16 protein-coding genes and 1 pseudogene are annotated in these 16,936 nt (G+C 70.1%); 11 read left to right on the forward strand and 6 right to left on the reverse strand.

All coding sequences use genetic code 11. The features are described from left to right. Nucleotides 1-27 precede the first annotated feature (27 nt). Nucleotides 28-255, reverse strand: a complete 228-nt coding sequence (locus tag Van01_RS28765) for a 4Fe-4S dicluster domain-containing protein (RefSeq protein WP_204014186.1) — start codon at nucleotides 253-255, stop codon at nucleotides 28-30. Nucleotides 256-258: 3 nt separating this feature from the next. Continuing rightward, on the reverse strand, nucleotides 259-1,038 hold the full coding sequence (locus Van01_RS28770) for a GntR family transcriptional regulator (RefSeq protein ID WP_239093673.1): 780 nt from the start codon (nucleotides 1,036-1,038) through the stop codon (nucleotides 259-261). 761 nt (nucleotides 1,039-1,799) lie between these two features. On the opposite strand from Van01_RS28770, the gene Van01_RS28775 reads away from it, so the two are divergent. Then, entirely contained in the window at nucleotides 1,800-2,621 is an 822-nt protein-coding gene (locus Van01_RS28775; RefSeq protein ID WP_204014190.1) for a DUF1684 domain-containing protein, read from the forward strand. Between the two features lie 32 nt (nucleotides 2,622-2,653). Next, entirely contained in the window at nucleotides 2,654-3,187 is a 534-nt protein-coding gene (locus Van01_RS28780; protein ID WP_204014192.1) for a flavin reductase family protein, read from the forward strand. Between the two features lie 57 nt (nucleotides 3,188-3,244). Here the strand turns inward: Van01_RS28780 and Van01_RS28785 are convergent, their stop codons facing one another. Then, nucleotides 3,245-3,817 carry a TetR/AcrR family transcriptional regulator gene (locus tag Van01_RS28785; protein ID WP_204014194.1) on the reverse strand — a complete coding sequence of 191 codons (573 nt, stop codon included), beginning with the start codon at nucleotides 3,815-3,817 and terminating at the stop codon, nucleotides 3,245-3,247. Nucleotides 3,818-3,899: 82 nt separating this feature from the next. Here Van01_RS28785 and Van01_RS28790 point away from each other — a divergent pair, with 82 nt between their 5' ends. The 9 genes from Van01_RS28790 to Van01_RS28830 all read left to right on the forward strand — a co-directional run bounded on the left by Van01_RS28790 (nucleotide 3,900) and on the right by Van01_RS28830 (nucleotide 15,143). After that, the gene (locus Van01_RS28790) at nucleotides 3,900-4,808 is read left to right on the forward strand and encodes a zinc-binding dehydrogenase (RefSeq protein ID WP_204014196.1); all 909 of its coding nucleotides are present in this window, start codon (nucleotides 3,900-3,902) and stop codon (nucleotides 4,806-4,808) included. A gap of 415 nt (nucleotides 4,809-5,223) precedes the next feature. Next, entirely contained in the window at nucleotides 5,224-6,867 is a 1,644-nt protein-coding gene (locus tag Van01_RS28795) for an ABC transporter substrate-binding protein (RefSeq protein ID WP_204014198.1), read from the forward strand. A 1-nt stretch (nucleotide 6,868) separates the two neighbouring features. Further along, nucleotides 6,869-7,804 (forward strand): ABC transporter permease, encoded by a 936-nt coding sequence (locus tag Van01_RS28800; protein ID WP_204014200.1) that lies wholly within the window; start codon nucleotides 6,869-6,871, stop codon nucleotides 7,802-7,804. Between the two features lie 2 nt (nucleotides 7,805-7,806). Beyond that, entirely contained in the window at nucleotides 7,807-8,697 is an 891-nt protein-coding gene (locus Van01_RS28805; RefSeq protein WP_204014203.1) for an ABC transporter permease, read from the forward strand. Then, nucleotides 8,694-10,343: a dipeptide ABC transporter ATP-binding protein gene (locus Van01_RS28810; protein WP_204014207.1), complete on the forward strand. Its 1,650-nt coding sequence runs from the start codon at nucleotides 8,694-8,696 to the stop codon at nucleotides 10,341-10,343. Before Van01_RS28805 ends, Van01_RS28810 begins: the two co-directional genes overlap by 4 nt. A gap of 12 nt (nucleotides 10,344-10,355) precedes the next feature. After that, entirely contained in the window at nucleotides 10,356-11,564 is a 1,209-nt protein-coding gene (locus tag Van01_RS28815; protein WP_204014210.1) for an LLM class flavin-dependent oxidoreductase, read from the forward strand. 15 nt (nucleotides 11,565-11,579) lie between these two features. Beyond that, nucleotides 11,580-12,938 (forward strand): NtaA/DmoA family FMN-dependent monooxygenase, encoded by a 1,359-nt coding sequence (locus tag Van01_RS28820; protein WP_204014213.1) that lies wholly within the window; start codon nucleotides 11,580-11,582, stop codon nucleotides 12,936-12,938. After that, a complete protein-coding gene (locus tag Van01_RS28825; protein ID WP_204014218.1) occupies nucleotides 12,935-14,002 on the forward strand; it encodes an LLM class flavin-dependent oxidoreductase in 1,068 nt (355 codons plus the stop codon). Before Van01_RS28820 ends, Van01_RS28825 begins: the two co-directional genes overlap by 4 nt. Before the next feature lie 13 nt (nucleotides 14,003-14,015). After that, nucleotides 14,016-15,143, forward strand: a complete 1,128-nt coding sequence (locus tag Van01_RS28830) for an LLM class flavin-dependent oxidoreductase (protein ID WP_204014221.1) — start codon at nucleotides 14,016-14,018, stop codon at nucleotides 15,141-15,143. On the opposite strand, the gene Van01_RS28835 is transcribed toward Van01_RS28830, so the two are convergent. The 3 genes and pseudogenes from Van01_RS28835 to Van01_RS28845 all read right to left on the reverse strand — a co-directional run. Next, nucleotides 15,110-15,994, reverse strand: a complete 885-nt coding sequence (locus Van01_RS28835) for a TauD/TfdA dioxygenase family protein (protein ID WP_204014233.1) — start codon at nucleotides 15,992-15,994, stop codon at nucleotides 15,110-15,112. The two genes, Van01_RS28830 and Van01_RS28835, sit on opposite strands and share 34 nt — an antisense overlap. A 2-nt stretch (nucleotides 15,995-15,996) precedes the next feature. Next, nucleotides 15,997-16,767 (reverse strand): ABC transporter ATP-binding protein, encoded by a 771-nt coding sequence (locus Van01_RS28840; RefSeq protein WP_204014224.1) that lies wholly within the window; start codon nucleotides 16,765-16,767, stop codon nucleotides 15,997-15,999. Beyond that, a pseudogene (locus Van01_RS28845) lies at nucleotides 16,754-16,936 on the reverse strand (glycine/betaine ABC transporter substrate-binding protein); the annotation flags it as partial. The pseudogene Van01_RS28845 and the gene Van01_RS28840, both read right to left, overlap by 14 nt.

Consider the following 16,936-nt stretch of genomic DNA (forward strand, 5'->3'; position numbering starts at 1 on the left):
CGGGCGGTGATTACGGCGATGGGTCCGTCACCTGAGCAGGTACGGCATGTTGACGGTCACCGCGGAGGTGGGACAGCGTGCGGCACAGGGTCCGCAGTACCAGCACTCGTCGACGTGCATGTACGCCTTGTTGGTGGCGGGATCGATGGCCAGTGAGTCCAGCGGGCAGATGTCGACGCACAATGTGCAGCCGTCGATGCACCGGCTGGCGTCGATCGTCACCGGAACATCGAGGCGTTGCGGGACCAGCGGCATGGCCTACTCCTCGGGTGGAATGGTTGGGGCGCGACGGATCGGGCCGTGCATGGTGATGCGGTCGCCGCGGAACCGGATCCACTCCAGGTCGACCGGACGACCGTCGGCGAGGTGAGTCAGGCGTTCGACCATCAGCAGCGCAGCCCGGTCGGCGACGTCGAGCAGGGCGGCTGTGTGCGGGTCGGCGTTCACCGCTTCGAACGAGAGGTCGGCGGTGCCCAGCGGTTCTCCGGTGAGCTGCTCGATGAGGCCGAAGATGTCGCGGTGGTTCAGGTCGGCGACCAGCAGCGGCTCGCCGATGTCCCGGGGCAGGTAGGTCAGATCCAGCGACAGGGGAGCGCCGGCGAGATGCCGGACACGCTCGATGTAGACGACCTGGTCTCCCTCGGGCAGCCGGAGCCGATGGGCGACCGCGGACGGTGCCTGGATGACGGCGACCGCACGTACCTCGTTGCGGATCTCGCCATGCTCGTGCAGGGTCTCGGCCAGACCCATGAGCCGGTGCAGCCCGTGGGGATACTTGCCGGTCACCACTGTGGTGCCGATGCCCGGGACCCGCTCCACAAGCCCTTCGGCGACCAGCAGGGCGAGCGCCTCGCGGACGGTGTTCCGCGAGACGGCGAACTCCCGGCAGAGTTGTTCCTCCCGGGGCAGCGCGGTGTTGCCGAATGAGCCGGTGAGTGCCTGGTGACGTAGGACATCGGCGACCTGTCTGGCCTGATCCGCCCGGCGTCGACGCACGTCGAGCAGGACGGGGCCCGGCGGTGACTGCGCGGCGTTCAAACGCCCCTCCTCGGCCGTGCGGTAACTGCTTCCAGAACCTACTAAGAAGATAGAAATAGACGGAAGATGTGACGGGTTCCGCCACCGGGGGGTTCCCGGCTGTGGTGGGTGAGCTGCGCCGACGGCCGCCCCGGGTGGGTGCTGCGCCACCACGGGGGTCCGCATGTCGGGACACGGGTGCCGGGCATGTGTCACCCCGGGGGTTCCACGCAGGATTCGAGAGGGCCAAAGGGCTCCTGACCGATGGGAAATATATGTGATACGGGCCACGGTGGTGCTGACCGGATGCCGCCCTGGCCTCTACTGTCGCCACATGAACCGGAGCACGCGCCTCATCCGGCGTCGCTTCGTCGACTTCCTCCGGGTGTGCACCTGCGCCTGTTGAGGTCGACGATGCCGTCCCCCGTCGCGGCACCGCCCCCGACAGCAGGCGTTCTTTGTGATCGTGTCGCCCGCTCGACTGGCCGTGGGGTGGCCATCGGCGGCAGCGTGTGCCGCGCCGAAGAAGTCGCCATTGTGCGCCGATGTGTCGCCTGACCGGCGATGTGTCGTGCCCGTGGGTGCCCGGCGTCGGCACCCCGATGCCGGGCACTCATGACCCTCAATGAAGCCTTGATCTCCTGTCGAGTAGATAGGAAAATCGATGAGTCGGGTCGGTCATGAGCAGTGAACCGTCGCGCACCCGGCCACACTCACGGCGGTGTGCCCAGCTGACGGTGCCCGTACCGGTCCACCTCGCCAGCTAGCCCAAGGAGCGCCCGATGACCGTCGACACCGATTCGTTCGTGCGGGAGTGGCAGGACTGGCACCGCCGCCACGAGGCGACGCTTGCGGATCCGCACGGCTTCCTCGCGGTGACCGGACTGCATTGGCTCGGCCCGGCACCTCAGCGATTCCGGGATGCCCCCGGAGCGTGGCATGTCGACGACGACGGTGGTGTGGTTGTCGTGCTCGTCCCAGGCGAGGAGATCATTGTCGACGGTCGGCGGGTGACCGGCCGGCACGCCTTCGAACCGATCGCGGAACGGGCCTCGGTCGTCGTCGGCGTCGACGGCGGCGTGGTGGAGGTCGCTCACCGTGGCGGGCATGAAATCCTCCGGCCCCGCTGGCCCGACCACTCGCTCCGTACCGCGTACCGGGGCACTCCGGCGTACCCGCCCACCCTCAGGTGGGTCCTCGCCGGCCGGTACGTGCCTTTCGACGTGCCCCGAGCCACCACGGTGGCCGCCGCCGTCGAAGGTCTTGAGCATATCTACGACGCGACAGGCCGGATTGACTTCGAGGTCGACGGGCTTCCGCTGAGCCTGACCGCGTTCACCGGCGCGACGCCGGGCGGGCTGTCGGTCCTGTTCACCGACACCACCGCCGGAGTGACCACCTACCCGGCGGTCCGCTGCCTCACCGTGGACGCGCCCGGCGACCGAGGTGAGGTGACGCTCGACTTCAACCGGGCCAGCAATCTGCCCTGCGCCTACACCGACTTCGCGACCTGTCCGCTACCGCCTGCCGAGAACCGGCTGCCGGTGGCTGTCGAGGCCGGCGAGAAGATCCCGTACGAGCGGCTCGCGACCTCCCGGTCGTAGCCTGCGCTCAGCTGCCCCCGCGGAGGAACGCCATGAACCAGCCCGCCGACAGCCCGGAACCGGTTGACGCCGATGTGGCGGCTCTGCGGACGTTGCTGCGCCATCAGGCCAGCACCGTCACCGTGGTCACCGCGCCCGGCGCTCCGGCGGTCGGTTTCACCGCCACGTCGTTCACCTCGGTGTCACTGGAGCCACCGATCGTCTCGTTCTGCCTGAACCTGCGGTCGTCGAGCTGGCCCACCGTCTCCCGCAGCCGGTACGTGGGGGTGCACCTGCTCGGCCGCCACCAGCAGGAGGTGGCCCGGACGTTTGCGACCAGCGGGGTCGACCGCTTCGCCGCGCCGACCCGCTGGCGGGTCGGCCCCGAGGGGGTGCCACTGATCGAGGGCACTCTCGCCTGGCTGCTGTGCCGCGTTGTCGACCGGGTGGCCGTCGGAGACCACGCCATCGTCCTCGCCGAGCCGGAATTGCTGCGGCACGGTGCCGGCTCACCGCTGCTCTACCACCGAGGCCGGTACGCGGGCCTGGCCGAACATGTCGAACCACCTACCTGCCGTGCGGCCTGACCAGTCGCGCCGTGGTCGCGGACAACTCTCCCGCGATCAGGACAGAGCGCTGGCGGCTCAGGCGACATGGTCGACGCCCGCGACCCGCAGGGCCAGATCCCTCACGGCGAGTCGTAGCCGCGCCACACCACCGGCGGTGATCATTCGCCGGACCAGTTCGCCGTCGTATCCGCCGAGGAGGGCGTGGGCCAGGAAGTCGGCGTCGCCGTCCGGGCGCAGTTCGCCGATGAGTGCGTGCAGGTGCCGGTGCCACCTCTGGTAGGTCGGGTCGCTGTACGGGTCGGCGGCGCAGGCGCGCTCGTGGGCGGCGATCAGGCGGATGTTCTCCGCCGCCAGGAGGGCCAGCTCGTCGACGAAGGCGAGGAGTCGCTGCCCGGGTGGCGCCCCGGGGCCCAGCGGTGGTGGTCCACTGTCCATGGCCGCGCCGAGGCGTGCCGCCCGTTCGGCGAGCAGTTCCCGGAACAACCCCGTGCGGCTGCCGAAGCGGCGAAAGACCGTTCCCTTGCCGACGCCTGCCGCGGCGGCGACCTGGTCGAGTGAGACGTGCCCCGGCGCGTGGTCGTTAAGCAGCGCGTCGGCGGCGCGCAGAAGCGCTTGCCGATTGCGGGCGGCGTCGGCACGTTCGGTCATGGCTCCCCTTTAAAACGGACCGTCAGTCCGGATAGTATCCGAAGTTAAGCGGACTGTCGGTCCGGATAGCCTGGAGGAGTTCATGCGCGCGATCATCGCCACCCCTGACGCCGACCCGGGATATCGGCCGGACGAGGTGCCCGAGCCTGTCGCCGGCCCCGATCAGGTCCTGATCGACGTCGAGCATGTGTCGGTCAATCACGGCGAGGTTCGTTACGCCAGAGCGTTTCCGTCGGGCGCAGTGCTCGGCCATGACGCCGTCGGGCGGGTGCTACGCGCCGCCGAGACGGGCGCTGGTCCGCGCGTCGGCGCGTGGGTGGTCGCCCTGGGCGCCGGGGCCTGGGCCAACCGGGTGGCCGTCGATGTCGACGCCGTTGCCGAGATCCCATCCGGTATGGACGTCGCCGAGTTGGCTGTGTTGCCGACCGTCGGGGTGACCGCCCTGCGCGCGCTGCGCTCCACCGGCCCACTTCACGGGCGGCGAGTGCTGGTGACCGGAGCGTCCGGGGGAGTGGGTCGTATTGCCGTGCAGTTGGCCCGCGGTGTGGGTGCTGAGGTGATCGCGGTGGTCGGGTCCGCCAGTCGGGCTGCCGGTCTGGCGTCGCTCGGCGCGAACGAGGTCGTGGTCGGCATCGACGCCATCGACGATGAGGTCGACGTGGTCGTTGAGACGGTGGGTGGAGTCGTCCTGCCGGCCGCCTGGCGGCTGTTGTCTCCGGGCGGCGTGTTGCACAGCATCGGGTGGGCCTCCGGTGAGCCCGCCACCTTTCCGGTGAACTCCACCTTCGCCTTCGGGGCTGCGCGGTCCCTGCGGTCCTTCGGCGATGTCACCTCGCCGGGCGAGGATCTGGCTCACCTGATGGACCTCGTGCGTAAGGGTGCGCTCCGGGCGCCGGTGGGCTGGCGTGGCTCCTGGCGGCGCCTCGACGAGGCCGCAGCGGCGCTGCTCGGTCGCCGGGTGGCCGGCAAGGTACTGCTCGACGTGGACTGACTGCGGTTCGAAAGTGTGAAAGGCGGGGCGGCTCAAGCGTGGGGATCATGAGCCGCCCGCCTGCCACAAGCCCATAAAGCCTATAGGTCTAATAGGTATTTGGTCAACGGATCGGCGGCCCGGGGTGCGAAAGACGACATCCACCGGCGCTTCCGTTGACATCCCCGTCGCCGAGCAGTGAACTCGACTCATGTCCAGTGAGCTGCGGTTGACCTCCCGCGGCCACATCGACTTCGGTCGAGTGTGGTCCAGCTCCTGTCTGCGCTGACCGGCACCCACACCCGCTGCGCCGCACCGGCCCACCGAGGTGGGGCTCACCGTCGAGCCGACCGCCCGCACCGCACCGTGACCCGCGCCACCGACGCGTGGGGCCTCGTCGTACCCGCTTCCGCCTGCCTGGACAGGAGACTTCCGCATGCCCGCGCCCCACCTTCGTACCCTGACCGCCGTCGCCCTCGTCGCTCTGCTCGCCGGGGTCACCGGCTGCTCGACGGACGCCGCCCCGGCTTCCGACGCCGCCAGCCAACCCCGCTCCGGCGGCACCCTCACCTGGGCCATCGAAACCGAGCCGATCACCCTCAACCCGCATCTGTACGCCCAGGCCAAGGCCCGCCTGCTGGTCTGGAACACTTTCGAGTCGCTGCTCAGCTACGACCAACAGGGCAAGCTGGTGCCCTGGTTGGCCACCGGCTGGCAAACGACGCCGGACGGTCGCTCCTACACCGTCACCCTCCGGGACAAGGTCACGTTCTCCGACGGCACCCCGTTCGACGCCACGGCCGTCAAGGCCAACATCGACAAGCTCCGGGAACCCGGGTACGCGCCGGCCGTCGCCGCCGTGCAGCTACGCAACCTCGACACCGTCGAGGTGGTGGACGCGCGCACGGTACGGCTCACCCTCACCAACCCGGACGTGCTCATCCTCGACTTCCTCGCCTCTCCGCAGGGCGCGCAGGTGTCCCCGAAATCGCTGCGCGAGGCGAAGAACCTCAAGGCCGGCGGCGTCGACCTCGCCGGCACCGGCCCGTTCGTCCTGGACCGTTACGTGCCCGGCCAGGAACTGCACTACAAGCGCAACCCCGGCTACGACTGGGCGCCGCCCAGCGCCACCCACACCGGCCCCGCGTACCTGGACGGCATCACCTACCGGTTCCTCAAGGAGTCCGCCGTCCGGATCGGCGCCCTCACCTCCGGCCAGGTCCAGCTCATCGAAGGTGTGCCTGCCACCGACCAACAGCTGATCACGGCCAACCCGAGGCTGCGCCTGATCCGGCAGCTCAACTCCGGATCTGCCTACTCGTACTACTTCAACACCTCCCGGACACCCTTCGACGACCTGCGGGTACGCCGGGCATTCCGGGAAGCCGTCGACGTCGACACCGTGCTCAAGGCGGTCTACCGCGACACCGCCGTCCGCGCCTGGAGCGTCATCAGCCCGTCCAGTCCGCTGTACGACAAGCGCCTCGACGGCAGCTACGGCGGCAACGCGACCACCGCCAACGCCCTGCTGGACCAGGCCGGCTGGACCCGGCGCGACGCGGACGGTTACCGGGTCAAGGACGGCAGGCGGCTGACGGTTCGGCTGGTACAGGCCGCCCCGTTCGTCAGAGACCGCCGCGACGTGCTGGCCCAGGCCATCCAGGCCGCTGTCAAGCAGAGCGCCGGCATCGACCTCAAGATATCCCTCGTCGACCAGGGCACCGCCCAGGAGGCCTTCGACACCAACCAGTACGAGGTGTTCGACAACTCCCGCGCCGACACGGACGCGGGGGCCGCGCTGAACCTACTCCTACACAGCCAGGGCGGCATCAACCGGACCAGGGTCAACGATCCCCGCATCGATCAGCTTCTCGACACCGGCCAGGCCACCGCCGACCCCGCCGGGCGCGCCTCGATCTACGCCGACCTGCAACAACGCGTCGTCGTCGACCAGGCCCTGCTGCTGCCCCTCTACGCGCCGGCCGACCAGATCGCCGCCAGCACCACAGTCGGCGGCGTCCGGTTCGAACCCACCGCCGGCGTACCCGCAAGCGCCTACGACCTGTGGATCGGCAACTGACATGCGCCAGCCCCGCCTGCGCGCCGTGACCCGTCGGCTCGGCACCGGACTCGTCGTCCTCTGGGCCGCGACCAGCGCCGCCTATCTGGCGCTGCTGGCCGCGCCCGGCGACACCGTTGACGCCATCGTCGGCGACGGCGCCGACACCCCGCAGATCCGGGCAGAGATCATCACCGAGTGGGCCCTGGACCGGCCGGCGGCCGTCCAGTACCTCGACTACCTGCGCCGCCTCGCCGAAGGCGACCTGGGCCGCTCCTACCTGCTGCAACGTCCCGTGGCGGAGGTGATCGGCGAGCAGCTCACCGCCACCCTCACCCTCGCGGTGACCGCTGCCGGGCTCGGCGTGCTGCTCGCCATCGCCCTCGCCACCGCGACCGCCGGCCATCGTCGGCCCTGGTTGCGGCGCGCCAGCTCCGGGCTCGAGCTGGTGCTGGTCTCCACCCCGACATTCCTCATCGGCATCGTGCTGCTCACCGTCTTCTCGTTCCGGCTGGGCCTCTTCCCGGTGGCCGGCGATCAGGGCGTCGCCGCCCTGGTGCTCCCCGCCGTCACCCTCGCCCTGCCCATCGCGGGCCTGCTCGCCCAGATCCTGCGTGACGCGCTCGACCGGGCGCTGGACGAACCGTTCGTCCTGACCGCCCGCTCCCGGGGAACGCGGGAGAGCGCGGTGTTGCTGCGTCACGCCCTGCGCCACGCGCTGCTGCCGACGATCACACTCGCCGGCTGGCTGTTCGGGACCCTGCTCGGCGGGGCCGTCATCGTCGAGCAGGTCTTCGGCCGTCCCGGACTCGGCCAGGTCACCCTCGCCGCGGTGACCGGCAAGGACATGCCCGTCGTCCTTGCCGTGGTGACCCTCTCCGCCGCGGTCTACGTGGTGGTCAACACCGCCGCCGACCTCGCATACCTGCTCGTCGACCCGCGCCTACGAAGGAGCTGACGATGACCGTGACGCTGGCCGGCGTGCCCGCCGAGTCCACCACAGCCCTGGACGGTGAATCTCTCCATCCGGTCGTGCGTCGGCGGCGGCCGCGCCCAGGCCCGCTGGTCGCCGGTGGGTTTCTGCTTCTGCTGCTCGTGGCCGTGGTCCGCCCGAGCCTGCTCGCCCCCGGCGACCCCCTCGCCGCCGATCCGCTCACGGTGCTCGCCCCACCCGGTGCGGCGCACTGGCTCGGCACCGACCACCTCGGCCGCGACGTGTGGACCCGGGTGGTGCACGGCGCCGGGCACTCGCTCACCATCGGCGTCGCCGCCACCGCCATGGCGGTCACCGCAGGAGTGCTGCTCGGCCTGCTCGCCGGACTCGCGCACCGGATCGCCGACGAAGGACTCAGCCGCTCCTTCGACGCGTTGTCCGCGTTCCCGATGCTGCTGCTGGCGTTGCTGCTCATCGCCGTCGTCGGTCCGGGCACCACAAGCCTCATCGTCGCCATCGGCATCGCGACCCTGCCCCACCACGCTCGGGTGGTCCGGGCGCAGACGCTGCTCGTGCGCCGCGCCGGATATGTCGAGCAGGCCGTGACCTTCGGCCTGTCCCCGACCCGGCTCGTCGCCCGCCATGTCCTACCCAACGTCCTCGGCCCGATCCCGGTGCTGGCCGTGATCGGACTCGGCGAGGCGGTTCTCGCCGCCTCCGGTCTGAGCTTTCTCGGCATGGGTCCGCAACCACCCTCTCCCGAGTGGGGCGCGATGCTCTCCGAGGGCCGTAACTACCTACAGGTGGGCTGGTGGATCACCATCCCACCGGGTGTCGCGATCACCCTCACCGTGGTGGCGCTGACAGTCCTCGGTCGGCATTGGCAGGCCCGGTTCGACGGACGGCAGAGCCGATGAGCCAACTGGTCGCCGTCAAGAACCTGCACGTCACCTTCGCCACGAAGGGCGGCGAGGTGCGGGCCGTACGGGGTGTGGACCTCACTGTCGAACGTGGTGAATTCGTCGCGATCGTCGGTGAGTCCGGCTCGGGCAAGAGCGTCACCGTCCGTACCCTCGTGGGGCTCCCCGGCCCAGGCGCCCGCGTCAAGGCCACCCGCCTCGAACTGGCCGGCCAGGACGTACGAGGTCACCGCCCCCGCGACTGGCGGCGCATCAGGGGCCGTCTCGCCGGCCTCGTACTCCAGGACGCGTTGGTTTCCCTGGACCCGCTGCGCACGGTGGGCGCGGAGATCGCCGAGGTGCTCGCCACCCATGACATCGTCAACCGTTGGGAACGGGCCGGCCGCACCATCCACCTGCTGGACCAGGTCCATGTGCCGGAACCGGAACGTCGGTCCCGCCAGTACCCCCACCAGCTCTCCGGCGGCCTGCGCCAGCGCGCCCTGATCGCCTCGGCCATCGCCGGGGAACCGGCCCTGCTGATCGCCGACGAGCCCACCACCGCTCTGGACGTCACCGTGCAGGCACAGATCCTGAGCCTGCTCGCCGAACGCCGGGCCGCTGGGCAGAGCCTCCTGCTGGTCAGCCACGACCTTGCCGTCGTCGGCCAGATCGCCGACCGGATCCTGGTCATGCGCGACGGTCAGGTCGTCGAACAGGGACCGGCTGACCGGCTGCTGCGCGCCCCGAACCACCCGTACACCCGGCAGCTCCTCGACGCGGTGCCGTCGGCCTCCTCACGCGGACGCCGGCTGAGCACACCCGCCCGTCGCGGTCCCGGCCGCACCGTTGTGGTGCGGGTCCAAGCGACACTGCCGGCCCGCCAACCGGTCCGAGCCGGAGACCCGGTGCTCAGCGTGGCCGGCCTGACCAAGCGGTACGGGGAACACACAGTCGTCCGGAACGTCTCGTTCACCATCGCCCGCGGCGAGACGCTCGGCCTGGTGGGGGAGTCCGGCTCCGGCAAGAGCACCCTCGCCCGGATCGTCGCCGGTCTCCTGCCCCCCGACGCCGGCGACGTCACATTCGAACGCACCCCATGGTCCGCCGCGGTGGAACGACGCCGCCGTCCACTACGACGCCGGCTCCAGGTGATCTCGCAGGATCCGATGAGCTCCTTCGACCCCCGCTACACCGTCGGGCAGCTGATCGCCGAGAACCTGGACCCTGGACTCACCCGCGCCGCACGCGTCGACGACGTTACGGCACTGCTGCGCCGCGTCGGCCTCGAACCGCACCTGCGCGACCGGCACCCCCGGTCGCTCTCCGGCGGCCAGCGCCAACGCGTCGCCATCGCCCGCGCTGTCGCCCCCCGACCCACCTTGATCGTCTGCGACGAACCGGTCTCCGCCCTCGACGTCTCCGTCCAGGCGCAGGTCCTCGACCTGCTGGCTGACCTGCGCGCCGCCGACGGCACCGCGCTGCTGTTCATCTCCCACGACCTGGGCGTCGTGCACCACCTCGCCGACCGGGTCCTCGTCATGAAGGACGGCGAGATTGTCGAAGACGGCCCGGTCGGAGACGTCTTCACCTACCCGCGCCACGACTACACCCGATCGCTGCTCGACGCGCTGCCAGACCTCGTCACCGACGGCCGACCGTAGGAGGAAGCACCGATGTCCGACTCCACTCTCCACCTGGCCGTGGCCCTCGACGGCCTCGGCTGGCACCCGGCTGCCTGGCGTATCTCACCCGCCGACCCCACCGCGCCGCTGTCCCCCCGTTGGTGGGCCACCCTGGCCGGCGAAGCCGAACGCGCTGCGCTCGACATGGTCACCCTCGAAGACAGCCTCGACCTGCAATCAGGCGCGGCCGACGGACCAGACGGGCACACCGACCAGGTACGCGGACGGTTGGACGCACTGCTCGTCGCCGCCCGGATCGCCCCCCTGACCCGGCACATCGGACTGCTACCGACCACAAGCGTCACGCACACCGAACCGTTCCACGTCTCCACCGCGGTGGCCACCCTCGACCATGTCAGCGGCGGGAGGGCCGGCTGGCGACCTCGCGTCTCCGCGCGCCGATCCGAGGCGCGCCACTTCGGCCGCCGCGACCTGCCCATCCTGGATCCGACCAGGCTCGACGACCCGGAGACGGTACGTCTCATCGGCGACCTGTTCGCCGAAGCGGGCGACGCCGTAGAGGTCGTCCGGCGGCTCTGGGACAGCTGGCAGGACGATGCCGAGATTCGGGATGTCGCCACCGGTCGCTTCGTCGACCGGGATCGGCTGCACTACATCAACTTCACCGGCAGGTGGTTCTCCGTGAAGGGGCCGTCCATCGTGCCCCGCCCACCACAGGGCCAGCCGGTGGTGGCCGCCCTCGCCCATTCATCGGTGCCGTACGCCTTCGCCGCCCGGCACGCCGACGTCGTCTTCGTCACCCCCGCCGACGCCGGCCACGCCGCCGCCATCGTTGCCGAGATCCGGGCCGCCGAGGAGGTCGTCGGCCGCACCGGGCCGCCGCTGCGCATCCTCGCCGACCTGCTGGTCCTGCTCGACGAGACACCAGCCCTGGCGCGCGGGCGTCGGGCCCGCCTCAACAACCTGGCCAGCACTGACCTGCACTCCGACGCGACCACGTTCACCGGCACCCCCGGACAGCTCGCCGACCTCATCCAGGAGTGGCAGCGCAGCGGCCTGGCCGGGTTCCGGCTGCGTCCCGCCGTGCTCCCCGACGATCTCACGGCGATCACCCGGGCGCTGGTCCCGGCCCTGCGCGACCGGAACCTGTTTCGCGCCGGCTACCCGGGTGGGACGCTGCGCGACCTGCTCGGCCTGCCCCGCCCGGCCAACCGGTACGCCGCCGAGTCAACCGCCTGATTACTGGAGTTCGCCGTGCCCAAACAGATCATCCTCGCCGCCCACTTTCCCGGCGTGAACAACACGACTGTGTGGAGCGATCCCGACTCCGGCAGCCAGATCGACTTCGCCTCCTTCGTCCACCTTGCCCGTACCGCCGAGCGCGGTCTGTTCGACTTCTTCTTCCTCGCCGAAGGACTGAGGCTGCGCGAGCAGCGTGGCCGCATCCACGACCTGGACGTGGTGGGCCGTCCTGACACGCTGACCGTGCTGGCCGCCCTGGCCGCCGTCACCACACACCTCGGCCTCGCCGGCACCCTCAATGCGACCTTCCGGGAGCCGTACGAGTTGGCCCGCCAACTCGCCACCCTGGATCACCTTTCCGGCGGGCGGGCCGCCTGGAACGTGGTCACCACCTCCGACGCCTTCACCGGGGAGAACTTCCGCCGTGGTGGCTTCCTGGACCGATCCCTGCGCTACGAGCGTGCGGCGGAGTTTGTCAGCGCCACCCGCCAGCTGTGGGAGTCCTGGCCGGCCGATGCCGTGGTCGGTGATCGCGCCAGTGGTCGTTACCTCAGCGCGGCCGACCCGGGGACCTTCGGTCACCACGGCGACCAGTTCGACATCGCGGGCCATTTCACGGTGCCGAGAAGCCCGCAGCTACACCCGGTGATCCTGCAGGCGGGCGACTCGCCCGACGGGCGGGAGTTCGCCGCCGCCAGCGCCGACGCGATCTTCTCCCGCCACGGTACGCTGGAGGCCGGGCAGGAGTTCTACCGCGACGTCAAGTCCCGGCTGGACCGCCACGGCCGCCAACCGGATGACCTGAAGATCATTCCCGGGGTGACTGTCGTCCTCGGCGACACCGACGCCGAAGCCCAGGAGAAGGCCCACCACATCCGCCGTCAACAGTTCAGCCCGCAGACGGCCCTGCTGCTGCTTGAGCAACTGTGGAACCGCGACCTGTCCGGACACGACCCGGACGGGCCGTTGCCGACAATCGATCCGGACGTCTCCGGCGAAGCGATCAGTCGTGGCCGCGCTGGGATGCACGCCGACCCGGTCGCCACCGCGCGCCAGTGGCGTACCCTCGCCGAGGAGAAGGGCCTCGGCATCCGTGATCTGATCATCGAGGTCGCTGGCCGGCAGTCCTTCGTCGGCACCCCGCAGCAGGTCGCCGAGCGCATGAACCACTTCGTGCAGTCCGATGCGGCAGACGGGTTCATCCTGGTGCCCCACCTGACCCCGGGCGGTCTTGACGAGTTCGTCGACCAGGTAGTGCCGCTGCTGCAGGAAAAGCGTGTCTTCCGCACCCGCTACACCGGCACCACCCTGCGCGAGCACCTCGGTCTGGGTGCTGCTCGTCCGGTCTCACCCACTGTGGCGTCGGCATGAAGGTCCTCCTCATCACCCTCATCACCCACCTGCCCGACCCGGTCACCGGGCGGCGCAGAAGCACCACCGAACGGTTCCGCCAGGTCGTCGACAACGCGGTACTCGCCGAGGAGTTGGGCTTCGACGGGTACGGCGTCGGTGAGCGCCACGAACGGCCCTTCATCTCCTCGTCGCCGCCGGTGGTGCTCAGCCACATCGCCGCGCGCACGTCCACCATCCGGCTGTTCACCGCGGTCACCACACTCAGCCTGCTGGACCCGGTGCGGGCCTACGAGGATTACGCCACCCTGGACCACCTGTCCGGTGGCCGACTGGACCTGATCATCGGTAAGGGCAACGGTGCCGCCCAGGCTCAGTTGTTCCACGTCACCGCGGAAGACCAGTGGGCGCGCAATCGGGAAGGCTACGAGCTGTTCCGGCGGCTGTGGCGGGAGGAGAAAGTCACCTGGTCCGGCCGGTTCCGGCCGCCGCTGGTGGACGCCGAGACCTGGCCCCGGCCCCTGCAACAGCCCATCCGCGTCTGGCACGGTAGTGCCACCAGTCGCGAGTCCGTGGACCTGGCAGCACGCTACGGCGACCCGATCTTTTCCGCCAACGTCACAAACCCCATCGAGCCGTACGCGGAGCTGATCCGTTACTACCGTGAGCGGTGGGTGCACTACGGTCACGACCCGGCCGATGCCCTGGTGGGCGCCGGCACCGCCGGCTTCTACGCGGCGCGAACCTCACAGGAGGCGGTCGAGACCTATCGGCCGATCTTCGACGCGCGGGTCGCGGCGTTCCGGAAGGTCGGCGTACGGCCGGTCTTCGAGAGCCTTGAGGACGCCATCGAACGCAGCTCGATCCTGGTCGGCAGCCCGCCTCAGATCATCGAGAAGGTGCTGCGGTACCACGAACGGTTCGGCCACGAGGTGATCCATCTGCAGGCCGATTCCGACGGCCTCACCGACAAGCAGCACCGGCAGACCCTCGAACTGTTCCAGACCGAGATCGCTCCCGCGCTGCGTCGAGCGATCCCCAGCCGCCCCCTGCACCGCGTCGTCCGCCACCAGCGCCTGAGCTGAATCGGGGAACACCATGCCATCGACTCCACTGTCCGTGCTCGACCTGTCCCCGGTGCCCGCAGGCGGCACCGTGGGCGAGGCCCTGCGCAACACCATCGACCTCGCCCGCCGCGCCGAGCAGTTCGGCTACCGTCGGTACTGGCTCGCCGAACACCACTTCGCCCCGGGAGTGGCCAGCGCCGCCCCGGCGGTGCTGATCGGGCAGGTCGCCGCCGCCACCCACCACATCCGGGTAGGCTCGGGAGCCGTACAACTCGGCCATCAGACCGCGCTGGCCTTGGTGGAGCAGTTCGGCACCCTCGACGCCCTGTACCCGGGCCGGATCGATCTCGGTCTCGGCCGTTCCGGTCAGCGGCGGGCCGAGGCGGTCCGGGAGCTCGCCGCCGACGCCCCGCCCACCGCTGCCGAGTCGCGGGTGGTCGACGGACTACTCATCCCGCCCCCGTTCTCGTTCGCGAAGATCCTGACCTCACCGCGTGCCGCGCTGCACTCGGCGCTGCTGCAGCAACCGGGTGCCCAGCCGCCGGCCTTCGCCGAGCAGGTCGGAGACCTGCTCGCCCTGCTGCGCGGCGACTACCGCGACGCTGACGGCCTCGACGCGCACGCAACACCCGGTGAGGATGCCGACGTACAGGTGTGGTTGCTGGGCAGCAGCGGGGGTGAGAGCGCCCAACTCGCCGGCACGCTCGGGCTGCCGTTCGCCGCCAACTACCACGTCAGCCCGGCCACCGTGCTCGACGCGGTGCAGGCGTACCGGGCGGCGTTCCGGCCCTCGGCGACGCTGACCGAGCCGTATGTCATCGTCTCCGCCGACGTTGTCGTCGCACCCGATGACGCCACCGCCCGCCACCTCGCCACGCCCTACGGCCTGTGGGTACGCAGCATCCGCCGAGGACGTGGGGCGATCCCGTTCCCCAGCCCCGAGCAGGCCGCAGCGCACACCTGGACCCAGGAGGATGCGGACCTCGTGGCGGATCGGGTTGACACCCAGTTCGCCGGCTCGCCCAGCACCGTCGCGCGCCACCTGCGGACGCTGCGCGACGTCACCTCTGCCGACGAACTGCTCATCACCACCATCACCCACTCACACGCTGACCGGGTCAACTCCTACGAGCTGCTGGCCAAGGAATGGCACGGGTGACGTTCCTGGTCCTCCGGGCCGTAGGGAATGTCGCCGCGCAGGGTGATGCGGTGCATGACCCGCCGGGCGGATCCGTAGTCGCGGTTGGCGTAGTGGGCGGTGCTGCGGTTGTCCCAGAGCGCTACGTCCCCTGCACACCAGCGGTGTCGCACGATGTGCTCCGGCTTGGTGAGGTGGGCGTAGAGCAGGTCCAGGATGGCCCGGCTCTCGACCTCGGACACGCCGACAATGTGCGAGGTGAAGCCCGGGTTCACGAAGACTCCTCGACGACCGGTCTCGGGATGGACCCGGACGACCGGGTGCTCGACCGGGTCCAGCCGGGACACCTGTTGGCCCTCCCACACGTTGCCCCCGCGCTGGGCCAGGTAGTAACCGAACTCGCGGGTGCCGTCGTGTACCGCCGTGAGTTGATCTACAAGCTGCCGTACCGGTGCGCTGAGCGACTCGTACGCCAGTTGCGCGTCGGCCCAGTTGGTGTCTCCGCCGGTCGGCGGAAGGATGACGGCGCGCAGGATCGAGCCGAGTGGTGGTCGCTTCATGAAGGTGACGTCGGTGTGCCAGACGTCGGCGAAGCCGTTGTCCGTGCTGTCGAGGGCGTAGATCTCGGGGTGTGCGTCATCGACGCCGCCGACCACGGGGTGGGATGCGGTCAGTTCTCCGATCCGGCGTCCCAGACGCACCTGACCATCGTCGTCGAGGCGCTGACCGCGCAGGAAGAGCACCTTGCGGTCGACGAGCGCTGCGCGCAGCGCCACGACCTCCTCGTCGGTGGCGATGGCCAGATCCAGACCGTGGACCAGAGCACCAAAGTGTGGTCCCAGCGGTTCGAGGTCGAGCTGGGTATGGACCATGGTCACGCGGATGCTCCTTCGCTTCGGACGGCGTGTCCGATCTCGGCACGCAGGGCGGCGTAATCGGGCAGGCCTCGCAGATCGTCCGGGGTGATGCCGGTGCGAGGTAGGTGGACGGGCAGGTCCAGGACGATCCGGCCGGGACGAGGGCTGAGCACCACGACCCGGCTGCCGAGAAAGACTGCCTCGTCCACACTGTGTGTAACGAAGATCGAGGTGCGCCCGGTCGCGGTGCTGACCGAGCGAAGGTCTTCCTGGAGGCGCTCGCGGGTGAGCGCGTCGAGCGCCGCGAACGGTTCATCGAGCAGCAGCAGTGGGCGGTCGGCGGCGAGGGCCCGAGCGATGGAGACTCGCTGCTGCTGGCCGCCGGAGATCTGCCAGGTGCGGCGCTTTGCCACGTCGTGCAGCCCGACCCGGTTGAGGAGCGCGTCGATGCCGTCGGTGGGCTGCCCGGCGTACCGCAGGGCCAACTCGATGTTGCCGCCGACGGTTCTCCACGGAAAGAGCCGGGGCTGCTGAAAAACCAGGCCGGCGCCGCGCCCCGGGATCGGTGGTACGCCGCCGGTCAGGACCGTGCCGGTGGTGGGCCGCTCGAAGCCGGCGATCAGCCGCAGCAGTGTGCTCTTGCCGCACCCGGACGCGCCGACCAGGACGAGGAACTCGCCCGGCGGCACCGTCAAATCGATGGGGCCGAGGGCGACGACATCGCCGTACCTGTGCTCGACGTCGGTGACGGTGATCGCCGCGGTGTCACCGGATTCAGCCGAGGGCATCGGGTAGTCCTTCGGTGTAGATCGCTGCCTGCACGGTCGCCAGGTCCGGCACAGCGTCGATCTTCTGCTGATCTTTGAGGAACTGCGCCGCGCTGACGAGATTGTCAGCGAGCCTGCCCTTGGCTGCGGAGGTGCCGAGCCAGTCGGGGCTGGCCAGATCCTCGGGCTT

Origin of the sequence: Micromonospora andamanensis (genome assembly GCF_016863495.1) — a bacterium.
Lineage (GTDB): Bacteria > Actinomycetota > Actinomycetes > Mycobacteriales > Micromonosporaceae > Micromonospora > Micromonospora andamanensis.

What these genes read in the sequence shown, in the direction of transcription:
- Van01_RS28835 (WP_204014233.1), bottom strand. Translation starts at nt 15,994, where the DNA reads ATGGTCCATACCCAGCTCGACCTCGAACCGCTGGGACCACACTTTGGT.
- Van01_RS28775 (WP_204014190.1), top strand. Translation starts at nt 1,800, where the DNA reads ATGACCGTCGACACCGATTCGTTCGTGCGGGAGTGGCAGGACTGGCAC.
- Van01_RS28810 (WP_204014207.1), top strand. Translation starts at nt 8,694, where the DNA reads ATGAGCCAACTGGTCGCCGTCAAGAACCTGCACGTCACCTTCGCCACG.
- Van01_RS28830 (WP_204014221.1), top strand. Translation starts at nt 14,016, where the DNA reads ATGCCATCGACTCCACTGTCCGTGCTCGACCTGTCCCCGGTGCCCGCA.
- Van01_RS28785 (WP_204014194.1), bottom strand. Translation starts at nt 3,817, where the DNA reads ATGACCGAACGTGCCGACGCCGCCCGCAATCGGCAAGCGCTTCTGCGC.
- Van01_RS28840 (WP_204014224.1), bottom strand. Translation starts at nt 16,767, where the DNA reads ATGCCCTCGGCTGAATCCGGTGACACCGCGGCGATCACCGTCACCGAC.
- Van01_RS28815 (WP_204014210.1), top strand. Translation starts at nt 10,356, where the DNA reads ATGTCCGACTCCACTCTCCACCTGGCCGTGGCCCTCGACGGCCTCGGC.
- Van01_RS28825 (WP_204014218.1), top strand. Translation starts at nt 12,935, where the DNA reads ATGAAGGTCCTCCTCATCACCCTCATCACCCACCTGCCCGACCCGGTC.
- Van01_RS28800 (WP_204014200.1), top strand. Translation starts at nt 6,869, where the DNA reads ATGCGCCAGCCCCGCCTGCGCGCCGTGACCCGTCGGCTCGGCACCGGA.
- Van01_RS28790 (WP_204014196.1), top strand. Translation starts at nt 3,900, where the DNA reads ATGCGCGCGATCATCGCCACCCCTGACGCCGACCCGGGATATCGGCCG.
- Van01_RS28805 (WP_204014203.1), top strand. Translation starts at nt 7,807, where the DNA reads ATGACCGTGACGCTGGCCGGCGTGCCCGCCGAGTCCACCACAGCCCTG.
- Van01_RS28780 (WP_204014192.1), top strand. Translation starts at nt 2,654, where the DNA reads ATGAACCAGCCCGCCGACAGCCCGGAACCGGTTGACGCCGATGTGGCG.
- Van01_RS28765 (WP_204014186.1), bottom strand. Translation starts at nt 255, where the DNA reads ATGCCGCTGGTCCCGCAACGCCTCGATGTTCCGGTGACGATCGACGCC.
- Van01_RS28795 (WP_204014198.1), top strand. Translation starts at nt 5,224, where the DNA reads ATGCCCGCGCCCCACCTTCGTACCCTGACCGCCGTCGCCCTCGTCGCT.